The sequence below is a fragment of the Desulfamplus magnetovallimortis genome (assembly GCF_900170035.1).
Lineage (GTDB): Bacteria > Desulfobacterota > Desulfobacteria > Desulfobacterales > Desulfobacteraceae > Desulfamplus > Desulfamplus magnetovallimortis.
Genome location: NZ_LT828557.1, coordinates 40,420 through 65,023, shown reverse-complemented (window position 1 = coordinate 65,023; position 24,604 = coordinate 40,420). Strand labels below are relative to the sequence as shown.

Annotated in this window: 19 protein-coding genes; 12 read left to right on the top strand and 7 right to left on the bottom strand. The window is 40.0% G+C overall.

All coding sequences use genetic code 11. The features are described from left to right. From MTBBW1_RS22290 to MTBBW1_RS22230, 11 genes are all read left to right on the top strand, one after another. Positions 1–758: GGDEF domain-containing response regulator (locus MTBBW1_RS22290; protein ID WP_080807421.1), on the top strand; the 758-nt coding region annotated here is incomplete at its 5' end. A 176-nt stretch (positions 759–934) separates the two neighbouring features. Next, positions 935–1,780, top strand: coding sequence for a tRNA (guanosine(46)-N7)-methyltransferase TrmB (gene trmB / locus MTBBW1_RS22285; RefSeq protein ID WP_080807418.1), 846 nt, complete (start codon positions 935–937; stop codon positions 1,778–1,780). Positions 1,781–2,010: 230 nt separating this feature from the next. Continuing rightward, positions 2,011–2,652, top strand: a complete 642-nt coding sequence (locus MTBBW1_RS22280) for a hypothetical protein (RefSeq protein WP_080807415.1) — start codon at positions 2,011–2,013, stop codon at positions 2,650–2,652. Then, positions 2,649–3,716, top strand: coding sequence for a 4Fe-4S dicluster domain-containing protein (locus MTBBW1_RS22275; RefSeq protein WP_080807412.1), 1,068 nt, complete (start codon positions 2,649–2,651; stop codon positions 3,714–3,716). The genes MTBBW1_RS22280 and MTBBW1_RS22275 overlap by 4 nt, the downstream gene beginning before the upstream one ends. Further along, complete coding sequence (gene nrfD, locus MTBBW1_RS22270) at positions 3,716–4,906, top strand: NrfD/PsrC family molybdoenzyme membrane anchor subunit (RefSeq protein ID WP_245809520.1); 1,191 nt, start codon at positions 3,716–3,718, stop codon at positions 4,904–4,906. Before MTBBW1_RS22275 ends, nrfD begins: the two co-directional genes overlap by 1 nt. A gap of 619 nt (positions 4,907–5,525) precedes the next feature. After that, the gene (locus MTBBW1_RS22265) at positions 5,526–7,115 is read left to right on the top strand and encodes a multiheme c-type cytochrome (RefSeq protein WP_080807410.1); all 1,590 of its coding nucleotides are present in this window, start codon (positions 5,526–5,528) and stop codon (positions 7,113–7,115) included. A gap of 261 nt (positions 7,116–7,376) precedes the next feature. Continuing rightward, the gene (locus MTBBW1_RS22260) at positions 7,377–8,030 is read left to right on the top strand and encodes a hypothetical protein (protein ID WP_139786869.1); all 654 of its coding nucleotides are present in this window, start codon (positions 7,377–7,379) and stop codon (positions 8,028–8,030) included. A 15-nt stretch (positions 8,031–8,045) separates the two neighbouring features. Beyond that, a complete protein-coding gene (locus MTBBW1_RS22255) occupies positions 8,046–9,647 on the top strand; it encodes a sensor histidine kinase (protein WP_080807404.1) in 1,602 nt (533 codons plus the stop codon). Between the two features lie 163 nt (positions 9,648–9,810). Continuing rightward, on the top strand, positions 9,811–10,506 hold the full coding sequence (locus MTBBW1_RS22250) for a response regulator transcription factor (RefSeq protein ID WP_080807401.1): 696 nt from the start codon (positions 9,811–9,813) through the stop codon (positions 10,504–10,506). A gap of 253 nt (positions 10,507–10,759) precedes the next feature. Then, positions 10,760–14,893, top strand: coding sequence for a PAS domain S-box protein (locus MTBBW1_RS22240; RefSeq protein WP_139786868.1), 4,134 nt, complete (start codon positions 10,760–10,762; stop codon positions 14,891–14,893). A gap of 268 nt (positions 14,894–15,161) precedes the next feature. Next, a complete protein-coding gene (locus MTBBW1_RS22230) occupies positions 15,162–15,887 on the top strand; it encodes a hypothetical protein (RefSeq protein ID WP_080807386.1) in 726 nt (241 codons plus the stop codon). A 687-nt stretch (positions 15,888–16,574) separates the two neighbouring features. Here MTBBW1_RS22230 and MTBBW1_RS22225 read toward each other — a convergent pair. Beyond that, complete coding sequence (locus MTBBW1_RS22225; protein ID WP_087881824.1) at positions 16,575–17,297, bottom strand: rhomboid family intramembrane serine protease; 723 nt, start codon at positions 17,295–17,297, stop codon at positions 16,575–16,577. A 68-nt stretch (positions 17,298–17,365) separates the two neighbouring features. After that, positions 17,366–17,893 carry a hypothetical protein gene (locus tag MTBBW1_RS22220; protein WP_080807383.1) on the bottom strand — a complete coding sequence of 176 codons (528 nt, stop codon included), beginning with the start codon at positions 17,891–17,893 and terminating at the stop codon, positions 17,366–17,368. Between the two features lie 332 nt (positions 17,894–18,225). Here MTBBW1_RS22220 and MTBBW1_RS22215 point away from each other — a divergent pair, with 332 nt between their 5' ends. Next, the gene (locus tag MTBBW1_RS22215) at positions 18,226–18,456 is read left to right on the top strand and encodes a MoaD/ThiS family protein (RefSeq protein ID WP_186441640.1); all 231 of its coding nucleotides are present in this window, start codon (positions 18,226–18,228) and stop codon (positions 18,454–18,456) included. A gap of 108 nt (positions 18,457–18,564) precedes the next feature. Here the strand turns inward: MTBBW1_RS22215 and MTBBW1_RS22210 are convergent, their stop codons facing one another. From MTBBW1_RS22210 to MTBBW1_RS22190, 5 genes are all read right to left on the bottom strand, one after another. Beyond that, positions 18,565–19,911: a UDP-glucose dehydrogenase family protein gene (locus tag MTBBW1_RS22210; protein ID WP_080807380.1), complete on the bottom strand. Its 1,347-nt coding sequence runs from the start codon at positions 19,909–19,911 to the stop codon at positions 18,565–18,567. 237 nt (positions 19,912–20,148) lie between these two features. Next, entirely contained in the window at positions 20,149–21,183 is a 1,035-nt protein-coding gene (locus MTBBW1_RS22205) for an SDR family oxidoreductase (protein WP_080807375.1), read from the bottom strand. Between the two features lie 92 nt (positions 21,184–21,275). Continuing rightward, positions 21,276–22,565 carry a nucleotide sugar dehydrogenase gene (locus MTBBW1_RS22200; protein ID WP_080807372.1) on the bottom strand — a complete coding sequence of 430 codons (1,290 nt, stop codon included), beginning with the start codon at positions 22,563–22,565 and terminating at the stop codon, positions 21,276–21,278. Between the two features lie 10 nt (positions 22,566–22,575). Continuing rightward, positions 22,576–23,031, bottom strand: coding sequence for a hypothetical protein (locus MTBBW1_RS22195; RefSeq protein WP_245809519.1), 456 nt, complete (start codon positions 23,029–23,031; stop codon positions 22,576–22,578). A 9-nt stretch (positions 23,032–23,040) separates the two neighbouring features. Then, entirely contained in the window at positions 23,041–24,030 is a 990-nt protein-coding gene (locus MTBBW1_RS22190) for a response regulator (protein ID WP_080807370.1), read from the bottom strand. Positions 24,031–24,604 lie beyond the last annotated feature (574 nt).

The window sequence follows — 24,604 nt, the reverse complement described above, 5'->3', positions numbered from 1 at the left end:
TGTTCCTAATGGATATTATCATGCCGGAAATGGATGGTTATGAACTTTGCGGCAAATTGAAGGAAGATCCCCTTACAAGTCATATTCCTGTGATTTTTGTCACGGCTGTTTCTGAGATCATGGATGAGAATCGTGGCTTTGCACTTGGTGCTGTGGATTATATTACAAAACCATTTCATCCCCCAATGGTTAAAGCCAGAGTAAAGCTGCATCTTAATCTAAAACGCAAACAGGAACTTCTTGAAAAATTTGCTTTTATTGATGCACTCACAGAGATTCCCAACCGCCGTCAGTTTGATTCTGTATTGGAGCAGGAGTGGAACAGAGCCATCCGTTCTTCATATCCTATATCATTGATTCTCGCTGATATTGATCATTTTAAACTTTATAATGATACATATGGTCATGGAAAAGGGGATGACTGTCTTCACAATGTTGCACAGGCAATGTCAAGGTCACTGCGAAGAAGCAGTGACTTTGTTGCACGCTATGGCGGAGAGGAGTTTGCTGTTGTACTGCCGGATACAGATGCTTTCCATGCCATTGAAACTGCAAACAACCTGCTTGCAAGTATTGACAGGATGGCAATACCCCATGAATCCTCTCCGGTTGCAGATTGTGTCACTGTGAGTATGGGTGTTTCCACAATGGTTCCTGATACGGAAAACTGTGCAAACGTGAAAAATCTGATTGAAGATGCAGATAAAAAACTGTACGAGGCAAAGTCTTCGGGCAGGCATGTTGTTATAGGCTACTGAAATCTCAAAATCGTAATCCTATTGCCTCTTAAAGTTTAAACTGTCGGGTTATCTTTCATACATTTCAAAGATTCACGGAGTTCTCTACCCGACAATTAAACCTTGAAAGAACACTACTGCTTTTTCATCAGCTATTGAATTTGTCTGAATCAGGTTAACCATGGGAAATATCGTAAATGCCCAAGAATAAACTCCAAAAATATCAACGGGTAAAAGAGCTTCCCAATGTAATTCTCTCAGAACATGGTAACAAGGGTGATTTTGCACAATATCCCTGGTCAGCAGGAGAGGCTTCAGATATGAAGATCACTCTTGAACTGGGATGTGGTAAAGGTGAGCATACACTTCTTTTTGCCAAAGACAACCCAGAGAAGTTCCATGTGGGGGTTGACTATAAAAGCCATCGTCTATGCGTTGGAGCAGAAAAAGCACTTGCAGCAGGACTTGAAAATGTCTTTTTTCTGCGTACAAGGGTTGAGAATCTCAGAGATTTTTTTGAACCGCACTCCATTCAGAATATATGGCTCACCTTTCCGGATCCCCATCCAAAAACTCGTACAATTAAATCACGCCTGACTGCACCCTCATTTCTGGATATATACAGCGAGCTGCTTGAACCAGGTGGAATGGTGCATCTAAAAACCGATAGTGAACTTTTATACAAATATACATTAAAGTGTGTTGGAAATTGGGGAGGGGCTATCATCAAGGAGCAGGAGCTTTTGTCTCTGCTTGATGATATTCCTGTTAATGATAATCACCCTGACACATCTTTACCCCAAAGCCTTGGTGTTTCCAGATTTGAAAGCAATAGTGTTACCAGATTTGAAAACCATAGTATTTCCGGATTTGAAAGCAATAGTGTTACCGGATTTGAAAGCAATAGTATTGCCGGATTTAAAAGTCATAGTATTTCCAGTTTTAAAAGTCATAATATTTCCAGTTTTGAAGCTGCTGCACGCTCTAAAGGGAAATCTATAAAGTATATGCTTTTTACATTGAATCCTCTTCTGTCACACTAATCCGTGATGAACCCCCCATTTTTCATATCAGTCTTATAAATTTGAGAAGCAATTTCTGAAACTGTGTAACAGAAACCTTGCAACTGTTACACAGATGTTTCTTGAACCTCTTTAAATAATCAGTCTATAAATAATATTAAAGTCGGTTTGTTTAAAACGGTTTTGAATTTTTTCGCGGGAAAATTTTCTGATTTCCCCTTTATACCCACCCTGCTTCAGGAGGATCTGTTTTGATTTCAAAACATGCACTTCGTATTATTATCGTATTCTCAAGTATCGCCATCATGGCAGGCGCCGGTCTGGTAATCAAATTGTTTTTAATTCCTGATTCATTTGGTGTTTATGGTGCCTATCGTGCAGATGCCATTGAAGAAGAGGCAAATCGTGCCATTCGCCATGGAACCAACAAATCATGCCTTTCATGTCATCCATATGAAGCATCCATCCATCTTAAGGGGCTGCATAAAACAATCTCCTGTGAATTTTGCCACGGGACATTTGCCGACCATATAGACAATGGAAAAAAGATTGCTTCGCTGCCTGTAAAAAAAGGGGATGATATAACCACACTCTGCTTGAGGTGCCACAACACTGAAATTAAGGCCAGATCAAGCGTTGTCATCAAAACAGTTGCAATGCCGGATCATCTCAGAAAACAAAAAGTCAAGGAAACCCACTCCTGTAATCAGTGCCACCATGTCCATGCACCACTTAAGCACATTAGAGAGGCTGAAAGGATATCTGGGCTTAAAATATCAGGCAAAGGGGCAAACCTCACCGGAGCAAATTATACTCTTTTTTCACCGGATGGTAATGAAAACATTATATTAACTCCTCCAACTATTCCATACAGCAAGGAGGTATATAAATGAAAAGAGCAGTTGTAAGGCTTGATCAAAAAATCAATCCCATAGATATTGGAAACTCACCACAAAATCAGGAACCTTATTTATTAAATAGAGAAATAGCACCGCTAAACCGTCATGGCGACATTCCGGCCACCCCCGATTATGAAAATGCTCAGGGTATTTTCACGGTAAATAAAGAAACAGCACCACTTAATTTGGATAGACGAAATTTCATTAAGAAAGTTTTAAATGGCTCAATTGCCGGCTCTCTTTTGCTTGTTTTTCCCATGCCTGGTTCCATTGCACAGGATGAAAATCTTTCCGCTTCACTTCAAAAAAAGTTAGCTGAAAGCAGCGGGGCAGGGCAATTCAATGACCTTGACAAGTTACCCAAGGGGCTTGACAACCTGCCGGAAGAGATTCCGGGCATAAGAAACAGACCATATGATATCCATAAGCAGAAATTTGCCTTTATTGTGGATATAACCCGCTGCATTGGTTGCGGTTCATGCTGTGTTGCAGATAAACGGGAATACCAGGTTCCGGATGGATACTATAGAACCTGGGTGGAGCGTTATATAAAGGATTTCAACGATCAGGTATATGTGGATGCCCCCAATGGCGGTCTTGATGGTTATCAGCATCCCAGAAATGATATTGATGCCGAGATAAGGGACACATTTTTTGTACCCAAGCTCTGTAACATGTGCCGCGAAACACCCTGTGCCCAGGTATGTCCTGTTGGAGCGACCTTTGTAACTCCTGATGGTTTTGTGCTTGTTGACAGTGACCGCTGCGTTGGATGTGCATACTGCATACAGGCATGCCCATACTCGTCACGCTTTATCCATCCTGTGAAAAAGACCGTTGAAAAATGCACATGGTGCTATCACCGAGTCAGAAAAGGGCTTTTGCCGGCATGTGTGGAGGTGTGCCCCACTGGTGCAAGAAAATTTGGCAGCCTCAATGATCCGACTTCAGAAGTTTATAAAATATTAAAAGGCCCTGGAGTTCTTACAGTACTTAAGGAATCCATGGGTACATGGCCAGCCCTTTACTATCTGGGTGCCAGACTGGAGGTGATCTGATGCAGGGATTCCATGAAGGTGCAGGGATGCTTATATCAAACTTTGTACTGCCCAACGATCTGCATGTTCACTGGAGCATGATGATTGTGCTTTACCCTTATATTACAGGGCTTGTGGATGGAGCTTTTATCATTGCAGCACTTTATTATCTTTTTGATGTCAAAAGTTTTAAGCCTGTAGCCCGTTTTTCACTTCTTTTTGCCCTGGCATTTCTCTCCTGTGCAACCATCCCCCTTCTTCTTCATCTGGGACGACCCGAGAGAAATTTCAACATGCTTCTGACCCCTAACCCAAGCTCTGCCATGGCAGGTTTTGGCTATATCTATGCCATATCCATGGGGGTGCTTCTTCTTATTGTCCTTTTTGTATATCGTCCAGATCTGGTAAGAAGAGGCAGGGATGCAAAGGGCTTGATGAGTTTTTTTTACCGGCTTTTGACATTTGACAGTGATGATCTTTCTGAATCTGCACTGCGCCTTGACGGTAAAATAATCAGATTTCTTGTGGGTCTTGGCATCCCTGTGGCTGCTGTTCTCCATGGCTATGTCGGGTTTATTTTTGGCGGAGTCAAGGCTAATCCCACCTGGTCAACACCTCTTATGCCTGTGATATTTCTATTTTCTGCATGTGTATCAGGTATTGCCGCAATTGTTGTTGCATATATATTTATACGCAAAGCAACAAAACAATCTGTGGATCATAACTGCATTACAACCTGCATCAAAACCCTGACCGGTTTTTTTATACTTGCCTTCTGCTTTGAAATGCTTGAGGTCTTCTCCCACTCTTACTTACGTTCCGGATATCATCACATGGTTGAAGGGCTTTTAAACGGCCCTTTGCAAAACTCTTTCTGGCTATGGCAGGTAAAAATATGCTCTGTGATTCCTTTAATTTTGCTCGGAGTGATGGCCTTTGTCCCCCTGAAGGAAAAATTTTATACCACAGTTGCAGCCCTGGTTTCTGCAATTTTGCTGCTTCAGGTATTTATAATGCGCTGGAATGTGGTGATCGGAGGGCAACTTATGTCCAAAAGTGCCAGGGGATATACCACATTTCATCCTGAATGGTTTGACAAGGAGGGAATCATTGCCGTTATCGGTGTAATGGTGATTCCCTTTATTATTCTTTTTATTTTAAGCAGAATCTTTCCCTTCTGGAATAACAGGGATGAAAAGGGGGTGATCTGACTTTTTACAGCTTTATCAATTCTCAAAATCGACATCTTATTGCTTTTTCAGAAGTTATTGCAGTTGTCTGAATCAGGATAACCAGGATGGATAGGATGCTCAGGATAGATAATCCTGCCTTATCTTGTTAATCTTGGGAATCCTGATTCAGACAGTGTTGACAAGGCTTACAAGATCATAGGTGTCGACTTTGAGTCAATTACAAAGAGAGAAGCATTAAAGAAAAAGACATCCTTCATAGCAACTCAAAATTAGTTTACACTTTTCGAAAAATTCTGAACCATGATTAAAGGATTTAAGGATTAACACGATTAAAAATCAAGGTAATCCCTTAATCATGAAAATCATGGTTCAAAAAAAGTGTAAACCGACAAATGAAAGATGCCAAGAAAAAGATGAAAGTTTTTTCTAAACAGCCTTTTATGGAGACTTTTGTATAACATACATGGCAGACACATCTGCCACAACGAAGCATGAAAGTCCTGAGAAGCTTGGAATCACGGGGACTTTCTTATAAAAGGCCATGGCAGATCCATCTGCCACAACGAAGCATGAAAGTCCTATAGATCCTTAAAAGACGGGGACTTTCTAATAAAACATTTTTAAGGAGGGAAAAGATATGAGACAACTTCGATCGTTAATAATGGTGATAATGATCACTTTAATGGCATCCGGCACTGCTTTAGCCTTAACCAAAGCGTCCTTTGATGTCAAGGATCCCAAAAATCAGGAGATAAATAAAAAATGCGTCATGTGTCACCTTAAAGAGAATAAATCTCTTGTTCTGCAATGGGAAGCATCAGCACATGCAGCAGCCAAAGAGGGACAGGTTGGATGCTACACCTGCCATGCAGCAGAAGCTGGCGATGAGATGGGCTATCAGCATGAGGGTGCATTTATTAAGGCAATTTTATCACCCAATGACTGTGCAAAATGCCATGAACCAGAAGCAAAGGAGATGGCCATATCCCACCATGCCACAGCAGGAGAGATCATGGCTTCTCTTGATAACATGCTGGCGGAGATAGTGGGTGGAATGCCTTCAAACAAAGCAAACATGCATAGTGGATGCTGGCAGTGTCATGGTTCTGTTGTCTCTGTGTTGAGGGACGAGGATGGAAAGCCTCTGCGCTCCAAAACCGATGCTCCCCAGATGGATTATAATACATGGCCAAATTCAGGTATCGGGCGTATAAACCCTGATGGAACCAAAGGTGTCTGCAATGCATGCCATTCAAAACACTCATTTAAAGCAAGTTCCGGACGTCAGCCTGAAAACTGCGGAAAATGTCATCTTGGACCTGACCATCCCCAGAAGGAGATCTATGAGGAATCAAAACACGGTATTGCCTATTTTACAGCAGACAAGGGACCAGGCCCCGAGGGCATGAACATCATGAAAGATGGGAAATGGGTACTTGGTGATGACTACAATGCAGCACCGACATGCTCCACCTGTCACATGGGTTCCTATGTCAAGCTAAATGGCTCTGTTGCACCAAATACCCATAACGTTGGGGATAGGCTTTCATGGAATCTTCGCTCTGTGGTATCTTCAAAACTTAACCGTGTAACCTTTACAGATGGAAGTGTAACCGATATTCCTGGTGATATTCCGCCAAGAGCCGGTCAGAAGGCCAAGAAAAAAACATATGTTCGGGAAGGTGATAAACTTAAAAGCAGCATAGAGGAGAAAACCATTGAGAGCGTTGTCTCATGGAAGGAGCGCAGGGAAACCATGCAGGGCATGTGTAAATCATGCCACGGGGTAAATCAGATAAAAGATTTTTATTCCCAGTTTGATGACCTTGTAAATCTTTATAATGACAAGTTTGCAAAACCAGGTGCCGAGATTGTTGCCATGATGAAAAAGGATGGTATATGGGAAAACAGCGGATTCCAGCATAAATTAGGATATACATGGTTTGAGATATGGCACCATGAGGGGCGCCGTGCAAGAATGGCTGCTGCAATGCAGGCTCCTGACTATACCCACTGGCATGGAATGTATGAAATTTCACGAAATTTCTATCATGAGTTTTTGCCGGAAGTGCAGGAACTTGCAGACCATGCAGGTATGGGAGACAAATATAAAAAGCATATTGAAGAGCTGTTAAAAAAACCGGAACACCTCTGGATAGAAACAGGTGGAAGTGCCGCAACCATGAAGCTCATTGAAGAGGAAAAGAAATTAAGATATAATCAGTAAACAGGCATGATTGATTAGGTATCAATCACCCCCAAATATAAAAATGATAGTCATTTTCACGGTAAAAAAATTATTTTTTAAAATTACCCCCTTCCATTTATGGAGGGGGGAATGGATTCCTTGATGAAAAAATATTTTTGTTCATTTTTGGGCATCCTTCATATCATACAGAAAGTACTTTACACTTTCCGGAACAGTATCCCCAAAAAACGGGCATTCTGTTCGGGAAAGTGTAAACTGGGAAATGAAAGATGCCCATTTTTGTTAGTAATTTTTTCAATTACAATTTTGATGCTATACCCTTTTTATGGTATCGGCCTTGCTGAAAAAAACCAATCCCATGAAGATAGTCAACAACTGCTTCTAAAAAAGATTGAATCACTTGCATTAACCTGGAGAGGTTATACACTCTCTTCAAAACTCACTGAAGAGCAGTATATAAAGGCACAAAACAATCTTCTTGATCCAACCACAAAAGGTACATTCCGATTCAGGGATGGCTCTCTTGTTGTTGTAGCTGATAATGACACCCGCCGAATACTTGTCATAATTGAAATAATTGAAGATGCAGGCCGGAAAAATGTCATGGAGGTGGTTGGAAACCTGTTCATGCAATTTGGAGAGCCGACAATCATGGCCCATGGAAAAATTATTTACTGGGTCTATGGAGATAATGGCGTTTACAGCCGTGATTTTTTTGAAAAGGCAAAAAAAGAGAGAATAGGCCTAAATAGTGTTGCAACAGTCAAGCTTCAGAGTGATATTGAGATTGTTTTGGAAAATAGCGGTACTAATATGGAAAACAATGCTATTGATATGAAAAAAAGTGATAAGAATATAAATGATGTTGGTAAGCTTTATATCATTATTTCCTCAGAAAAAATGCTTAAAGTTTTTTTTCATAAATCAGAGTAAAAAAACGAGAAACAGATGGTTGTCTTTAAGGCTAATCTTCAGCGAAAATTTTTGCTCACCATTATTGCTATTATTGTTCCGGTTCTTGGAATTATATTTACCTGGGTTACGCTGCAAACAATTAAACAGGCTCATGAAGAGGCCCTTGACAGAGCAAGAATAATTTCTCGTCAGGTTGTCCTTACCAGAAAATGGGTGACCGATTGCGGAGGAAGTGTTCTGGTACAGGAAAAAACTCCTGGCTCAGAAGGCATTACCTGTTTTTTTGACACCCAGTTTCAAATCAACGAAAAAATCTACCGACCTTTCAGCCCTGCCATGGTCACCCAGAAACTATCCATGTATTCTTCACAGGAATCCCTTTACAGCTTCAGATTATCAAGCCTTACTCCAATAAATCCTGAAAATGCCCCCACATCACCCTTTGAAATAGCAGCTCTTAAGAAATTTGCACTGGAAGGTAAAGGAGAAGCCTGGTATTTTGGAGATCATGCACTTGAATATATGATTCCCCTGTATCTTGAGAAAGGTTGCCTTCGCTGTCACACTTCAGATGATATAGCAGGGCAGCCTGTAATGGGTGGCTTAAGCATTGTTATTCCTGTTGAGAAGATTCAAAGTTCCATCAGGAAAAACAGTTTGATACTTGCTGTATCAGGTATCTCATTAACCCTTCTCACCGTAGGTATTCTCTTTTTTCTGATGAGGCACATGATAATTAAGCCCCTTGAGATACTTGAAGCGCAGAGCCGTGAAATAAGCCGGGGGAACCTAAATGTCCATGCCTCCATAAATACTGGGGATGAACTGGAAAGGCTTGCCAGATGCTTTAACTCCATGGCCTCTTCACTTTTTGAAGAGAGGAACAATTTACAAGCTGAAATATCCAGAGCCACAGAAAGCCTTGCCACTGCACATGAAGAGCTTAAAAAGGCCGATCAGTTGAAGTCAGACTTTCTGGCCAATATGTCCCATGAACTGCGTTCCCCAATAACTGTAATAAGAGGCGGGATCAACTATCTGTCAAGAACCCTTGAAAAGGAAGATAATAAAAGATATGCTGAAATTATTGAAAAAAATGTCAATCGTCTTACTCATCTGGTTTCAGATCTTTTTGATTTCACAAAACTTGAGGCTGGAAAGATAGAGTGGGACTTCAGTCTTGAAAATATTACCGTCCTTATTGAGGAGGTGATAGAGATTATAAGCCCATTGTCTGACCAGAAAAACCTCGCTGTTGATTATACCCATCAGGGGGATATGTTTGTGGAGCTTGATTTTGAACGAATGGAACAGGTACTTGTGAATCTGATGGATAATGCCATAAAATATGCCTATCCAAATACCACCATAGAGATAAACCTGAAACAGGATAATGATGACGCTCTTCTTTCAATAAAAGACCATGGGCAGGGTATTCCAGAAGAAAATCTCAAGACCATTTTTGATAAATTTTCAACAGTTCCCTCTGTTAGTAAAGGCAATGTGGAAGGGACAGGTCTGGGACTTGCCATATCCCGTGCAATTGTGGAAGCGCATGGAGGTAGGATTTTTGCGGAAAGCGAGATAGGGGTATCAAGTACTTTTTTTGTGAGGCTTCCCATAGCTTCTGAATAACGTACATGGCGGATTACCGCCACAATCGAAGGGATGAAAGTCATTTTCAAAACAGGCTGTTACCGAGACTTGCATATAACCCCCCTATGTTTGCTGATGTATCACAACGAAACATGAAAGTCGTTATATATCAGTATGTTATGGAGACTCTCTAATAAAAAAGATGGGAAAAAATAAACACAAACAATTGATTCTTGTGATTGATGATGATCCTGATATTATCCAGACTATAAAAGGTAATCTTGTTCTGGATGGATATGATGTTATCTGTGCCCTTGATGGCCGGCATGGAATTGAGATGTCCAGATCAAAAAATCCAGATCTTATTGTACTTGACCTGAACCTGCCGGACATAGATGGCATCAAGGTGTGTGAGATTATCCGCAGGGAACTTGATACCCCTATTATAATGCTCTCGGCAAGAGATGCTGTATCAGACAAGGTTTTAGGACTTCAGTGTGGTTCAGATGACTATATGGTAAAGCCCTTCAATTATCTTGAGTTGTCTGCCAGGATCAAAGCTGTTTTGCAGCGTATATCCCGTACCATGCTACGGAACAAGCAAAGCTTTAAAGGTTTAACCGTTGATTTTAAATCAAGAAAAGTGACTCTCGGAGAAAAATCGGTAAAACTTACAAAAACTGAATTTGAACTCCTTGAGCTTTTTATTTCCTATCCTGGAGAAACCCTTTCCAGAGATTTTATCCAGAAACAGATATGGCTGGATTCACAACTTTACACCCACAGCAGAGCATTGGATGTGCATATACAGAGGCTCAGAAAAAAAATTGAAGAGCAACCTGAATCGCCAAGCTATATTGTAACCGTTGCCGGTGTTGGTTATAAATTTATGGTATAGAGAAATTTCCCTGCATATAACAGCCATGGCGGATATCCACCACAATCGAAGGGATGAAAGTCGTTTTTAAAACAGGCTGTTACGGAGACTTTTATATAAACGGCCATGGCAAACCCATCTTGCCACAACGAAGCATGAAAGCCCTGAAAAAAACCTTGAAATACGGGGACTTTCTTATAAAACTCTTTTTGTGGAGATATTAAGGATGCCAACTTTTCTCATTTAAATTAGTTTTCACTTGGAAAAAAATATTATGCCCAGCAAGCCCACATATGAAGATCTTGAAAAACGGATTAAAGAGTTAGAAGAAACTATTCGGAACCAAGTAGAGTCCATTAAACTTCTGTGCAGTAAAAAGGATAATACAAGCGAGAGCCTGTTTCGCGGCCTTTTTAATAATATGACAAGTGGTTCAGCTATCTATAAAGTTATCAATGACGGCTCAAAAGGCTCTGATTATATTATAATAGAATTTAACCGCACAAGCCTGAAGCTTGAAGGAAAGACAATTGATCAGGTAATAGGTAAAAGTCTGTTCGATCTGCGGCCAAATATTGATGATTACGGATTGATCCCTGTTATGCAACAGGTTTGGAAGACCGGAATCCCAGCGTATCATCCTGTGAGAATATACCAGGATGACACTTTTTCCAATTACTATGAGAACTATGTTTTTAAGATTCCGTCTGGTGAAATTGTAACGATTTACAATGATGTCACAATACAAAAAAATAACGAGATTGAACTCAAAATTGGTAGAGAAAGATTGGAGCTTGCCACACGTGCTGCTGATTTGGGTATCTGGGATTGGGATATCCAGAAAAATGAATTATCCTGGAATGACAGGATGTATGAGCTTTACGGAATTCCAAAATCTGAATTTTCAAATATTTATGATGCATGGCTTGATTGCCTTCACCCCGATGATAGAGCAGAAAGTAATAAAATTTCCGAAATGTCAATATTGGGACAGAAAGAGTATAATACAGAATTTCGTGTTGTACAACCGGATGGAACAATTCGGTTCATTAAGGCTTTGGGGCAGGTGATGTTGGATTCTGATGGCACACCCATTAGGATGACAGGCGTTAATTACGATATAACCGAGTTGAAAGAGGCTCTGGATGGGCTTATAAATGAACGAAATTTTGCAGAAAATCTGATTCAGACAGCACAAATCATGATCATGGTTCTGGATAGTGACAGACGAATTGTCAAATTTAATGAATATATGGAAGGCTTGTCTGGTTATAAACTTGAAGATGTAAAAGGCAAGGACTGGTTCTCAACCTTTGTTGTTCCAAACAATGGTAATATAATTAAAAGTTTTTTTCAGAAAGCCATTGATGATATTCAGACATGCGGCAATTTAAACACAATTGTTGCAAAAGATGGGCGGGAAATTCTTATTGAGTGGTACGACAAACCCATTAAAGATAAAAATGGAAATATGGTTGGCTTTATTGTTATTGGACAAGATATCACCGAACGATACAGGTATGAGTCTGAACGTGATATTACATTACTTATTTTGCAAAACTTGAACTCAGAAGGTGATTTGCATTCCCTCATAAAGGGTATTGTAGATTTGATTCAGTCATGGAGTGGTTTTGAAGCTGTTGGAATACGCCTTAAGGATAACGAGGACTATCCTTATTTTGAGACAAAGGGCTTTCCTGCAGCTTTTATTGAAGCTGAAAGACGGTTGTGTCGTAAAAATCTGCAAGGTGATATAGTGCGTGATGGCTTTGGTAATCCTGTACTGGAATGCATGTGCGGTAATATCATATGTGGCAGGTTCAATCCAGATCAGCCGTTTTTTACCCAAAATGGAAGTTTCTGGACTAACAGCACCACACAGCTTTTGGCATCAACCACAGATGTAGAACGTCTGACAAAAACTCGTAACCGTTGCCGTGGTGAAGGATACGAGTCGGTTGCTTTAATTCCACTGAAATTTGGAGATCAAAGATTGGGGCTGCTGCAACTCAATGATCCCCGGCCAGATCAATTTGATAAAAGAAAAATTGCCATGTTTGAACGCCTGGCATCAAGCCTTGCAGTGGGTCTCTCACAAAAAATAACTGCCATTGCCCTAAAGGAGAGCGAAAAAAAATACAGGGGCCTTTTTGAAACTATGGCTCAGGGTGTGTTTTATCAAGGGGCTGATGGGGTACTTATAGATAGCAATCCGGCTTTTCATGAGATGTTCGGTTTAACTCGTGATCAGTTCCTGGGGAAATCCTCAATTGATCCAAAATGGAAAATGATTTATGAAGATGGTTCTCTAATTCCGCAAGCAGAGTTTCCATCAACGGTTGCTCTACGGACAGGTAAGCCTGTGAAAGATGTAATTGCCGGAGTATATAACCCACTTAAAGAAGAGTATGTGTGGGTAACCATAAATGCCATACCGCAATTCAGGGAAGGAAGTGCAAAACCCTGTCAGGTATTTGTCACTTTACATGACATCACGCAACGAAGGAATTCAGAAAAAGAGTTGATGGAAAGTGAAGAAAAATTTGCAAAGGCGTTTAAAACATCTCCATATGCCATAACTATAACTCACTTTAAAGACGGAAAGTTCATTGATGTCAATGACGCCTTTACAGCTATAACCGGTTTTTCCCGGGAAGAGGCTTTGTCCGAATCTTCAACCGGACTTAATTTGTGGGGCAATGAGGAGGATAGACAAAAGATAGTGAATGACCTTAATAAAGGCGTCACAGTTAATGGAAGAGAGTTACCCTTCAGGAGAAAAGATGGAACCATTTTCACAGGATTGTTTTCTGCCCAAAAAATATTTCTGTTACAGCAGGGTCACAGCATTTTGTCCAGCATCAACGATATTTCCGAACGTAAAAAAATTGAGAGTGCGCTATTTGCAAGTGAGCAGAAATACCGTTCTATTATGGAGTCAATGGAAGATGCTGTTTATCTTTGTTCTGAGGATTTTCATGTAGAATATATGAATGCCGCCATGATCAAAAAGGTTAATCGGGATGCTGTTGGTGAGATTTGTTATAATGCAATATATGGACTTAATCAGCCATGCCCGTCATGCACCCATGAAAAAGTAATGGCGGGCATCACGATAAGGGAAGAAAAGGTTTCTGATGATAACAATAAAACCTACCATCTTCTGCATGTGCCAATGAAAAATGAAGATGGCTCCATATCTCAATTAACAATGTTCCGCGATATTTCTGAAATTAGAAGTATGGAAATAAAGCTTCAGCAAGCTCAGAAGATGGAAGCCATAGGTACACTTGCAGGTGGCATTGCCCATGATTTCAACAATATTCTTTCACCTATTATTGGTTATACAGAGTTACTTTTAGATGATATGACTGAAGAGAGTCCTTTTATAGACAATCTTTATGAAATAAAATCAGCTTCAATGAGGGCAAAGTCACTTGTAAGTCAGATTCTTGCCTTTTCCCGTCAACAAAATAGTGAATTTGTTTTGATGAAGTTGCAATATATTGTAAAAGATGTTTTGAAACTTCTTCGTGCAACAATACCTGCAACTATTGAAATTAAGAATAATATCAGAAAAGAGTGCGGATTAATCAAGGCTGATCCCACACAAATGCATCAGATTATTATGAACCTTGCAACCAATGCGTATCATGCTATGGAAGAATCCGGTGGAACAATGACAATATCTCTCAAAGAGTTAAAAGTAGATGCACAGGATGCTCACACTCTTGATATAAAACAAGGAACTTACGCCTGCTTAACACTATCTGATACAGGTAAAGGAATACCGGAACATATAAAAGAAAAAATATTCGATCCTTTTTTTACAACAAAAGAAAAAGGCAAAGGGACAGGTCTTGGGCTTTCAATTGTGCATGGCATTGTAAAGAGTTCAGGTGGTGCTGTCTGTGTAGATAGTCAGCTTGGTAAAGGTACAGAATTTAAGATTTACCTTCCCGTTGTTGAAAGTTATTTAAAAAAAGACGATGCTTTTCATGTAAAAACTGTTCTTCGTGGAGGTACTGAACGTGTTCTTCTTGTGGATGATGAACAACCCCTGATTGCATTACAGGAAAGTATGCTTAAACGTCTTGGTTATCAGGTAACTTCTCGCACCAGTAGTATTGAAGCCCTTGGAGCATTTCGTACAAATCCTGATAATTTTGATCTTGTTATTACAGATATGGCAATGCCAAATATGTCTGGAGATAAACTTGCAGTTGAATTGATTAAAATACGTCCTGGTATTCCTATATTGCTATGTACTGGGTTTAGCACAATTGTTTCGGAAGAGAAGGCTCTTTCTATGGGGATTAAAGGGTTTTTGATGAAACCAATTACAATAAGTGATCTTGATAAGAAAATACGTGATGTATTAGATAATGGGGCATCTTTGATTGTTTGAGTTGAATTGAGATTGCCAGAAAACGATTTGGGTATCTCAATTTTGAAGGATAGCCACAAAGGGGGAACCATACAATATAACATACATGGCTGATGACAGCCACAATCGAAGAGATGAAAGTCGTTTTAAAAACAGGCTGTTACCGAGACTTTCATATAAATATCCCAAAAGATTTACCTAACTATCTTACAGAAGCGAGTGGGTACCTGGATTCTCTAAAGAAATATTATGGAACGTGTGATGCAGGAATAAAGGATACTAAAAAGTTATGACAAAAATAAAAAATTATATTTCCACTGCTCTAATAATTCCTGTGCTGATGTTGTGCCTTGTTGTTTCAAGTTGCAGTGAGGATGGTTTGCTGCCGGAATCCGCTGAAAAAAACTACCCTGAAACCTTCAGTTTTATGGATGTAGGCATTAATACACTTTATTCCATAAGATTGAGACATCGCCTGGGGAGTATCCTGGATGATGATTCCATCCAAAAAAACAACACTATTGATCTCAGTATCAACTCTAAAACCTTTATAAATGATTATTTTCCTGACTTTAATGATATCAATCTAAAGCTCAACACGCCTGTTAGAGAAAGGGTAGAACATAAAACCATCAAATTGATGTATCGCTATGCCAAAAATAAGGGACTTGCCTTCAATTATGTTGAATTCTTGTTTTCTGAGTACACCCTGACCCCTCTGCTGATCAGGGTTCATTTCAAACAGGATAATCTCGGCATTCGAGAGGCGCTGGAGAAAAAGTATGGTGCACCTTCAAAGCTTAACTGGGATAAAAACCAGCCTATGGCAACCGCTCTTTACTGGGAAAAGAACCATGATTTAATGATTCTATCCACCATACCTGACCATCTGGGACGACTCACCTACGAGATAAATATATATTTTACCAAAAGACTTAAAGACCTGATTGAAACCGAGTCCTCCCCCAGGCAGACCAAAAAAGGACAGCCTTCGATTGAGAAGAAAGCTTTTTAACGCAATCCATGGTATCCTTCATATCATACAGAAAGTACTTTACGCTTTGTTTTTCAAAAACGTGAAAAAAAATCACGTTTTTTTAAGGTCACGCGATAAACTTTCCGGGATAGTATCCCTGAAAAACGGGCATTCTGTTCCGGAAAGTGTAAACTGAGAAATGAAGGATGTCCAATCCATATGCATTTTTTGCAAAATGAAGTCTTTAAATGAAGTCTTTGTACCGCTGATCGGTCAAATTCAACTCGATTTTCCTCAATGTCTTTGGAAAAATTGCAGCGGCTATGTTTTTATTGTCAAACCGCTTCAACTCCTAATTGGCATAAATTATTTATAAATATCCTTTCTATATCCTACCTTAAATATAAATAGGATTGTCTCTGATTCTGATTTTTTTTGTGGTCAGTTATTGCATCCCGACATATAAGTGGAGATTAGTAAATTATGTAATCATTTTTAATGATAAACAAACTCATTAAACTTGTGAATTGGAGAGGAATTGGTAGCGGTTTGGGCGATTATGCCTCGTTTTTGACTAAATCACAAAAAAAAATTAGAATCAGAGATTTTCACCCGACAGCTAAACCTTGAAAGAACAATATTGTATTTTCAATTCTCTGAAAAATATTATCTGTGGGCTCCATTGAGAGAACTTATGACTGACGAGTCAATATGATAAATTTAAATTCAAAAAAATGTCAATATTGCTGAAATAATTGCCCATCCCAGAATTGAGAGTGTAACTGCAAAGCAAGTTGATGAAAGTGTTTTATGAATGATATTTTCCGGTTTTGATTCATGATACCCTAATAGCCATGCAAGGATTATTCCTGATACAAATCCGCCCCCATGACCCCAGTTGTTGATATTTTGAATGGCAATTCCGAAAATCACAAGGCTTATAATCCAGCCTGAGATTGTATTGAAAACTGCTTTACTGAACTTTCCACCACTTCGACCATAATAAAAGGCAGCTCCAATAAGCCCGCATATAGAGGCAGATGCTCCAATGGTTATGGGAACACCCGCAAGGTACGAGAGATAGAAACCTGCAACACCGGTGAGGGTGTAAATGATTATCATACGGTGAATGCCGAAGATGGCTATAATCATGTACCCTGTTTGAGAGAGGGCAATCATATTGAAAATGATATGCATGAGACTGCCATGCAGCCAGTTTGCGGTGATAAGTGACCACCACTGATGATACTGGTTAATTGGAACGGTTCCTGACGCACCCATAAAGACAAGGGCATTTGTGGAAGGGGATAGGGCGGTTAAAGGGTTAAGGGAAAAATGGATGCTTTTGCCACTAAGAAGAAGGGTCAGGCAAAAAAAAAGATATTCGTTATTATAATGCTTTTTATAATGGCAGCAGGCTGTACAGGTTGGTTTTTCATATGTTGTCACTTACCTTTACCGTGAAAATACCCCTCTCTATTTTCATGGTGGTGGCCGTTTAATTTGGCCATGAAATTTTAGATAATCTCCACAGCATCCAGATACTCTTTAACTGCTCCAAGTGTGAGTGTCATCATTTTTGTGCCCACAAGAATTGCAATGGCATTGTCAGGGCAGTGACATGCTTCTGCAAATGACGGACCTATGATCTGGGATGGATCTGTTACTCCCTGGGAATTTTCCTGCATGATCTTCAGGTAGTCGTCCAGGCGGTTTTTTAGAATATTGAAATAGTCAATCTGTTTTCCTGTGGTATTTGCGGTAAGAGTTGAGATGTTTTTTGAAATATCCCTGATGTTTTCCCAGAATATCTGGGATGCCTGCTGTTTTTTTTCACTTTCCGGCATGTAAAAGGCGAGTCCCCAGCCTACACTCAATATTTTAAGTATCTGCAGCTCGTACTCCAGTGTTGTGAGGTTTATTGTCTCATCACCTTCTGGAATAGTTGCCATAAGCTGTTTTAAATCATCCCTGTTTATGGCAAAAAGAGCCAGGTTTTCACCAAGTTTTTGTATTGATAGAGGTTCAATTTTTTTTTGTCCCATTTTTTTCCTGACTGTTTATAAGTTTTTAATTTTAATGAACCTGGAAAAAGTCCGATTTCAAGAATTTTTGGTGGTGTCCCAAATATGTTGATGAGCTCTTCACAAACCTTAATTCAGCAGGGCTTTCACAAAAAGATAGCAACACTTTTATGACACTACCGAATTTTTAAGTCAAATCAACTGAAATTGAATTGTTGTTGCGTTGTTCGTTTTTTTTGTGCAATAAACGGACATGGCTGCGATGCAGCCACTCCTGAAAATAAAAAATTGTATCTATTCCCACGGTCAAGGACTATATACATAACAGCCATGAAATAAGGTGTAAATAGAAAATGATCAAAATTCAATTGAAAATGTTTGCCACAATAGCCCAATATCTTCCCCAGTACCCTGATGCTTTTGCAGTGGAGGAGGGAACAGACATTGAAATGTTGATATCAAAGCTCAACATTCCAATCTCTGAAGTTAAATTAATTTTTGTAAATGGAAGGAAGGCTTCATTTGATCAACTCCTTAAAGATGGTGACAGGGTCGGCCTGTTTCCACCTGTGGGGGGAGGGTAATTTACCGTGGAAATAGATACAAATTTACATATTCGGGGCTGTTGAATCCCAGCCATGAGAGTTTACCGTAAAATCAATGACAGTGGTGGTTATTCAATTCAGTCATGATTAAGAGAATTTAAGTTCTCTACCCACACCATGATACTCAAAGCCGTTTTCCCTTGCCTCTTCAGGATCATAGAGGTTTCTTCCGTCAAAGATCACTTTTTGCTTCATTTTTTCAACCATTATTGAGAATCTGAGCTGTCGAAACGCCTTCCATTCTGTCACAAGAATCATGGCATCACAGTTATCAAGGGCATCATAGGGGGAGTTGAAAAGTTCTATCTTTTTTGTACTGAAAAGATTTTCAGGAAACTCCTTTCGTGCCTGTTCCATTGCAACAGGGTCATAGGCATGTATGGTTGCACCCATCTCAATCAGGGAGTTAATAACGACAACCGAGGGGGCTTCACGCATGTCATCAGTACCTGGCTTGAAGGATAGCCCCCATATGGCGAATGTCATGCCGGAAAGATTTGTGCCGAAACGCCTGACAACTTTTTCGATCATGGCTTTTTTCTGTATCATGTTTCGTTTTTCAACAGAAGCAAGAAGCTCAGGCTCGAATCCTGTGTCCCTGCTTGTTCGTATAAGAGCTTTAACGTCCTTTGGAAAACATGATCCACCATAACCGCACCCTGGATAGATAAAAGAGTATCCTATGCGCCTGTCGGAACCGATGCCCTTTCTTACATTTTCAACATCGACTCCAAGGTACTCACATATATTGGCAATTTCGTTCATGAATGAAATTTTTGTGGCAAGCATGGCATTGGCAGTGTACTTGGTCATCTCCGCATCTCTTACATTCATGAAAATCAGCTTGTCTCTGTTTCTTGAAAAGGGGGCGTATAATCTTTGCATGATTTTGGCAGCCTTTTGGCTGTCTGCCCCCACAACAATACGGTCGGGCTTTAAAAAATCTTCAACAGCCGCACCCTCTTTGAGAAATTCAGGGTTGCTGACCACATCAAATTCCACATCCTTTCCACGTATCTCAAGCTCTTTTTGTATAGTGGCTCTTACCTTGTCCGCAGTACCAACCGGTACCGTTGATTTATCTACAATAACTGAATATTTGTCGATATTTTGTCCTATTTCACTTGCAACCCCAAGGACATATTTGAGATCCGCAGAACCATCCTCTCCAGGAGGTGTGCCCACTGCAATGAAAAATATATTTGATGATTGAGATGCTTCAGCAAGGTCTGTTGTAAAATGGAGCAATCCCTCTTTGCAGTTCTGAATCACAAGGTTTTCAAGACCTGGTTCGTAAATTGGAAGAATTCCATTTTTGAGATTCTCAATTTTAGTTTTATCCACATCAACACAGGTTACGTGGCTTCCCATTTCAGAGAAGCATGCTCCTGTAACAAGTCCCACATAGCCGGTTCCAACAATGGTAATGTTCAATTTTAAAATCCTTATACTATATTCAAAGTCCACACCTATGATCTTGTCAGCCTTGTTAAAACTGTCTGAATCAGGATTCCCAGGATTAACAGGATAAAGCAGGATTAACAGGATAAAGCAGGATTAACAGGGTAAAGCAGGATTATCTATCCTGAACATCCTCTTCATCCTGGTTATCCTGATTCAGAAAAATGCAATAACTTCTGAAAAAACAATAAGATGTCGATTTTGAGTATATCAGTTAAGATAATCCATGTACCACTGAGCTGCCTTGTCCAGCCCCTGGCTTACTGAAAAAAGAGGAGTATATCCAAGATATTTGTTGGCACTTGATATATCTGCAAGTGAGTGGCGAACATCTCCCGGCCTGAAATCCCGATATAGAGGTTTGAGTTCAAGGGCATGGGCAAATTTTGAAGCAACCCTCTTTGCAATCATGGAAAAAAGTTCGTTAAGTGTTGTACGTTCTCCAAATGCCACATTATAGACACGGTTTGTTGAGGCTTCATCATCACTGTTTACAGCAGCAAGGATGTTGGCCTGAACACAGTTGTCTATATAGCAGAAATCACGGCTGGTCTCTCCGTCTCCATTTATATAAAGTGGCTTTTTGTTTATTAAAGCAGAAAACCAGAGTGGAATAACTGCTGCATATGCTCCATGTGGGTCCTGACGACGGCCAAACACATTGAAATACCTCAAACCAATGCTTTTTGTTCCATATGTGCGTGCAAACACATCAGCATAGAGTTCATTGACATACTTGGTCACAGCATAGGGAGAGAGGGGACTGCCGATTTTTTTTTCAACCTTGGGAAGATCAGGATGATCTCCATAGGTTGAACTTGATGCAGCATATACAAAACGTTTTACACCCGCATCCCTTGCTGCAATGAGCATGTTAAGATGTCCTGTAATGTTGTTTGCATGGGTAAGAGCCGGATCGGCAACGGAACGGGGGACAGAACCAAGGGCAGCCTGATGAAGAACATAATCCTGACCTGCACATAGTTCTGCACAGGTATCAGGGTCACGAATATCACCCTTGATAAAATTGAACTCTTTCCACTGTTGAGGCAAAACAGCACTTTTAACCTGATCCAGATTGTGCTGAAATCCTGTGGAAAAATTATCAAGGCCTGTCACTTTTTGATTAAGTCCAAGAAGTGTCTCCACAAGATTGGAGCCTATGAAACCTGCTGCACCTGTTACAAGCCATCTATTGGGTGTTTTTTTAAGTTCAAGGCAAACCCTGTTATAGATTGTACTCATGGGTTAATTACTCCAGAAATCATGGGTTAAATTTTCTAGAAAGGCGGTTTGAAGTCTCCAGAAAAATGTATTAAAGTCTTCGGAAAACAAGGTTAAAGCCTCCAGAATTTTAAACCGGATTCCTTTGCAGTCTGTTTGTCCAGCATGGATTTAACATCAACAAGAACCCCTCCTTTCTCTATAAGCTCCACGACTGCCTTTGTACCCATTTGCCGATAGAAATTATGTGGTACAGCCACAATAAGTGCGGACAGAGGCTTCAATGACTCCCATGAGCTTAGCTTTACTCCATAATATTTCAAGGCTTCATCAGATGCTGCCATAGGGTCATGGACAATAACTTCTGCGCCATACTCTTCAAGCTCTTGTATAATATCAATGACCCTTGTGTTTCTGAGATCAGGGCAGTTTTCCTTAAAAGTCAGCCCAAGAATCCCAACCCTTGCATTTTTTACAGGTTTGCCGGCATTAATCATCATTTTTACGCATTTTTCAACAATGAAACGCCCCATGTTGTCATTGATTCGCCTGCCTGCAAGGATAATTTCCGGATGGTAGCCTTCAGACTGTGCCTTGAATGTAAGGTAGTATGGATCAACTCCGATGCAGTGGCCACCTACAAGGCCGGGGAAAAATTTTAAGAAATTCCATTTGGAGCCTGCTGCTTCAAGTACGTTGCCTGTGTCTATTCCAAGTTTGTCAAAAATCAGGGCAAGCTCATTCATAAGTGCAATATTGAGATCCCTTTGGGTATTTTCAATGACCTTTGCTGCCTCTGCCTCCTTTATGGTAACTGTGCGGTGGACACCGGCAGTAACAATTGATTGGTAAAGGGATGCCACCTTTTCAAGGGTTTCAGGGGTGTCGCCAGAGACCACTTTTGTTATTTTTGTGAGAGTATGCTCCTTGTCTCCGGGATTGATGCGTTCAGGAGAGTATCCCACATTAAAATCTTTTTTCCATATATATCCAGAATGTCTCTCCAGAATCGGGATGCAGATATCTTCTGTGACTCCAGGATATACAGTGGACTCAAATATAACAACAGAGCCTTTTTTCATATATTTGCCTGCTGTTTCCGAGGCGCCTTCAAGTGGTGAAAGATCAGGTCGTCTGGCACCATCTATTGGGGTTGGGACAGCAACTATAATATAGTCAGCATCCCTTAGCATTTCAGGGTTCGTGGTTGGCGTGAATCTTTTTGCCTTTTCAAACATCTCTTTGTCAACTTCACCTGTGGGGTCAGTTTTTTTTTTGCAGTTATCAATGATACTCTGTTTGAGGTCAAATCCTGTGGTATCATATTTTTCTCCAAAATGAACTGCCAGTGGTAATCCTACATATCCAAGTCCAATTACTGCAATTTTATCATTCGGGTTCATTGTTTGTACCTTATTTAAGATTGAGCCAGTATCTGTCCCATGGGCAGCGCTCTTTATACGGGAAATTCATAAGCTCGGTGGCAAGAATCTGAAAATCATTTTTTCTGGTAAGATAGTAATATACCTTTTCCTGCCCCATAAGCTCCTTTACGCCCACAGCAATAAAAAGGATTTCAAAGTGATCTTCAACCCAGCATTTTACAGCCCCTGTTGCAATGAGAATATCTCCTTCATAAAGAGCATCAAAAAGGTTTATCATTATAATTTTAAAAGATTTTCCCTTAAAATGGTCTTCAGCATCAGTTCTTGTGAGCTCACATCTAATGAAATTTTCAAAGCACATTTTTGTCTTTACATATTCATCATTCATTTCCATGGCGTTGGAAATATTGCTTATTGAAAGCATAATATTGCTTATTGAGAGGATAACAGTCAGTAATATGACTTTTTTGATAAAAGATTTCATATCTGCAATCTATACATTCTTTTCGAGTACCTGTAAAATGGTTTTTGAAAGTTCCTGCAGAACAAGCGGTTTTATAGTGATATGGCTGAAACCTGAAAAAAAATCCATGAACATTGCAGTAATTTGTTCTTCTCTGTAGTCGGTTCCAATGATTATTGGAATCCCAGGTGATGTTTCAATGATATGCCTTATCAGGCTGGTTGTACTTAATTGACCAGATGAGTAGATATGGTCAGAACTCTCCATTTCATTATAACTCTCCATTTCATTAGATGTCATCTTCTCGTTCTGTCTATTCAACCCGTCAAAGCTATTCAGATCGTATGGTGTTTTAAACTGCTCTGATCTTTTAAACCGGCGTGATGATGCAGCATCTGCTATGACAAGACGGAACTTGTCCGGCTGGTTTTTAAATATGGCAAGGCCGTCATAGGCATTTGAAGCAAGGGTTACAGGAAAGCCGAGATCTTTTACAACCATCTCTATCAAGACTCTTTTTTCAGGATCATCATCAACGATCAGTATATGTTTTTCTCCTGTAAACTCCTCAGGGGGAGGAAGGGGAATAATGGTGGGATCTTCCTTCCATGATGACCCTGAGACCGGATGAATTGAGTTTACATTAATTGCCACAAGTTTTGATGTTTGAAAATCAGGTTCTGTCTCATCAGGAACAGTAACAATAAGCCTACTGTATCTTGAAAGATACTGTCTCAGCCATTTTCTGTACTCATGATCCTTTCCTGTGAGCATAAGAACCTTTGTACCTATGGATGTATCAACCTGAATTGTGTGATAAATCTTGGGGCCGTCTGCATCCCCTGTTTTTAGCTCTCTGTAGTTTTCTGATACAAGGTCAACCAGATAGTCAGACGCAGATGTATTCAATGGTGTAAAGCAAAAGAGCAGAATAAAAAAAGAGATGGTTATTTTTGCTGCGGGTCTGAGGATGATGATATTTGCTGCTGGTCTCAGAATGAATTTATTATTGTATTTCATCGCAGGAACCTTTTTTTTGTTGTGATTAATATGCTTTCCAATAACGTACATGGCTGATGATAGCCACAATCGAAAAGATGAAAGTCGTTTTAAAAACAGGCTGTTACCTAGACTTTCATATAAAAGTACATGGCGGATTACCGCCAAAATCGAAGGGATGAAAGTCGTTTTTAAAACAGGCTGTTACGGAGACTTTCATATAACGTACATGGCGGATTACCGCCACAATCGAAGAGATGAAAGTCGTTTTAAAAACAGCCACTTACTGAGACTTTCATATAAAAACGTACATGCGAATTCCCACCACAATCCAATGATTTTTACACTTTGCTGAGTCAGCCACTCGACAATCGGGTGTATTGCTCTTGAAAGTGTAAAGCAGGAAGTGAAAAGTGCCAACCTTGGGATCTAATTTTTTCTATCGACATTGCCCTGATAAAACTTGAAAACAGTCAATGGAGTTAAACTATTAAAATCCTTAAAATCGACATCTTATTGCTTTTTTCCATTTACTGAATTTGTCTGAATCAGGATAACCAGGATAAACAAGATGTTCAGGATAGATAATCCTGCC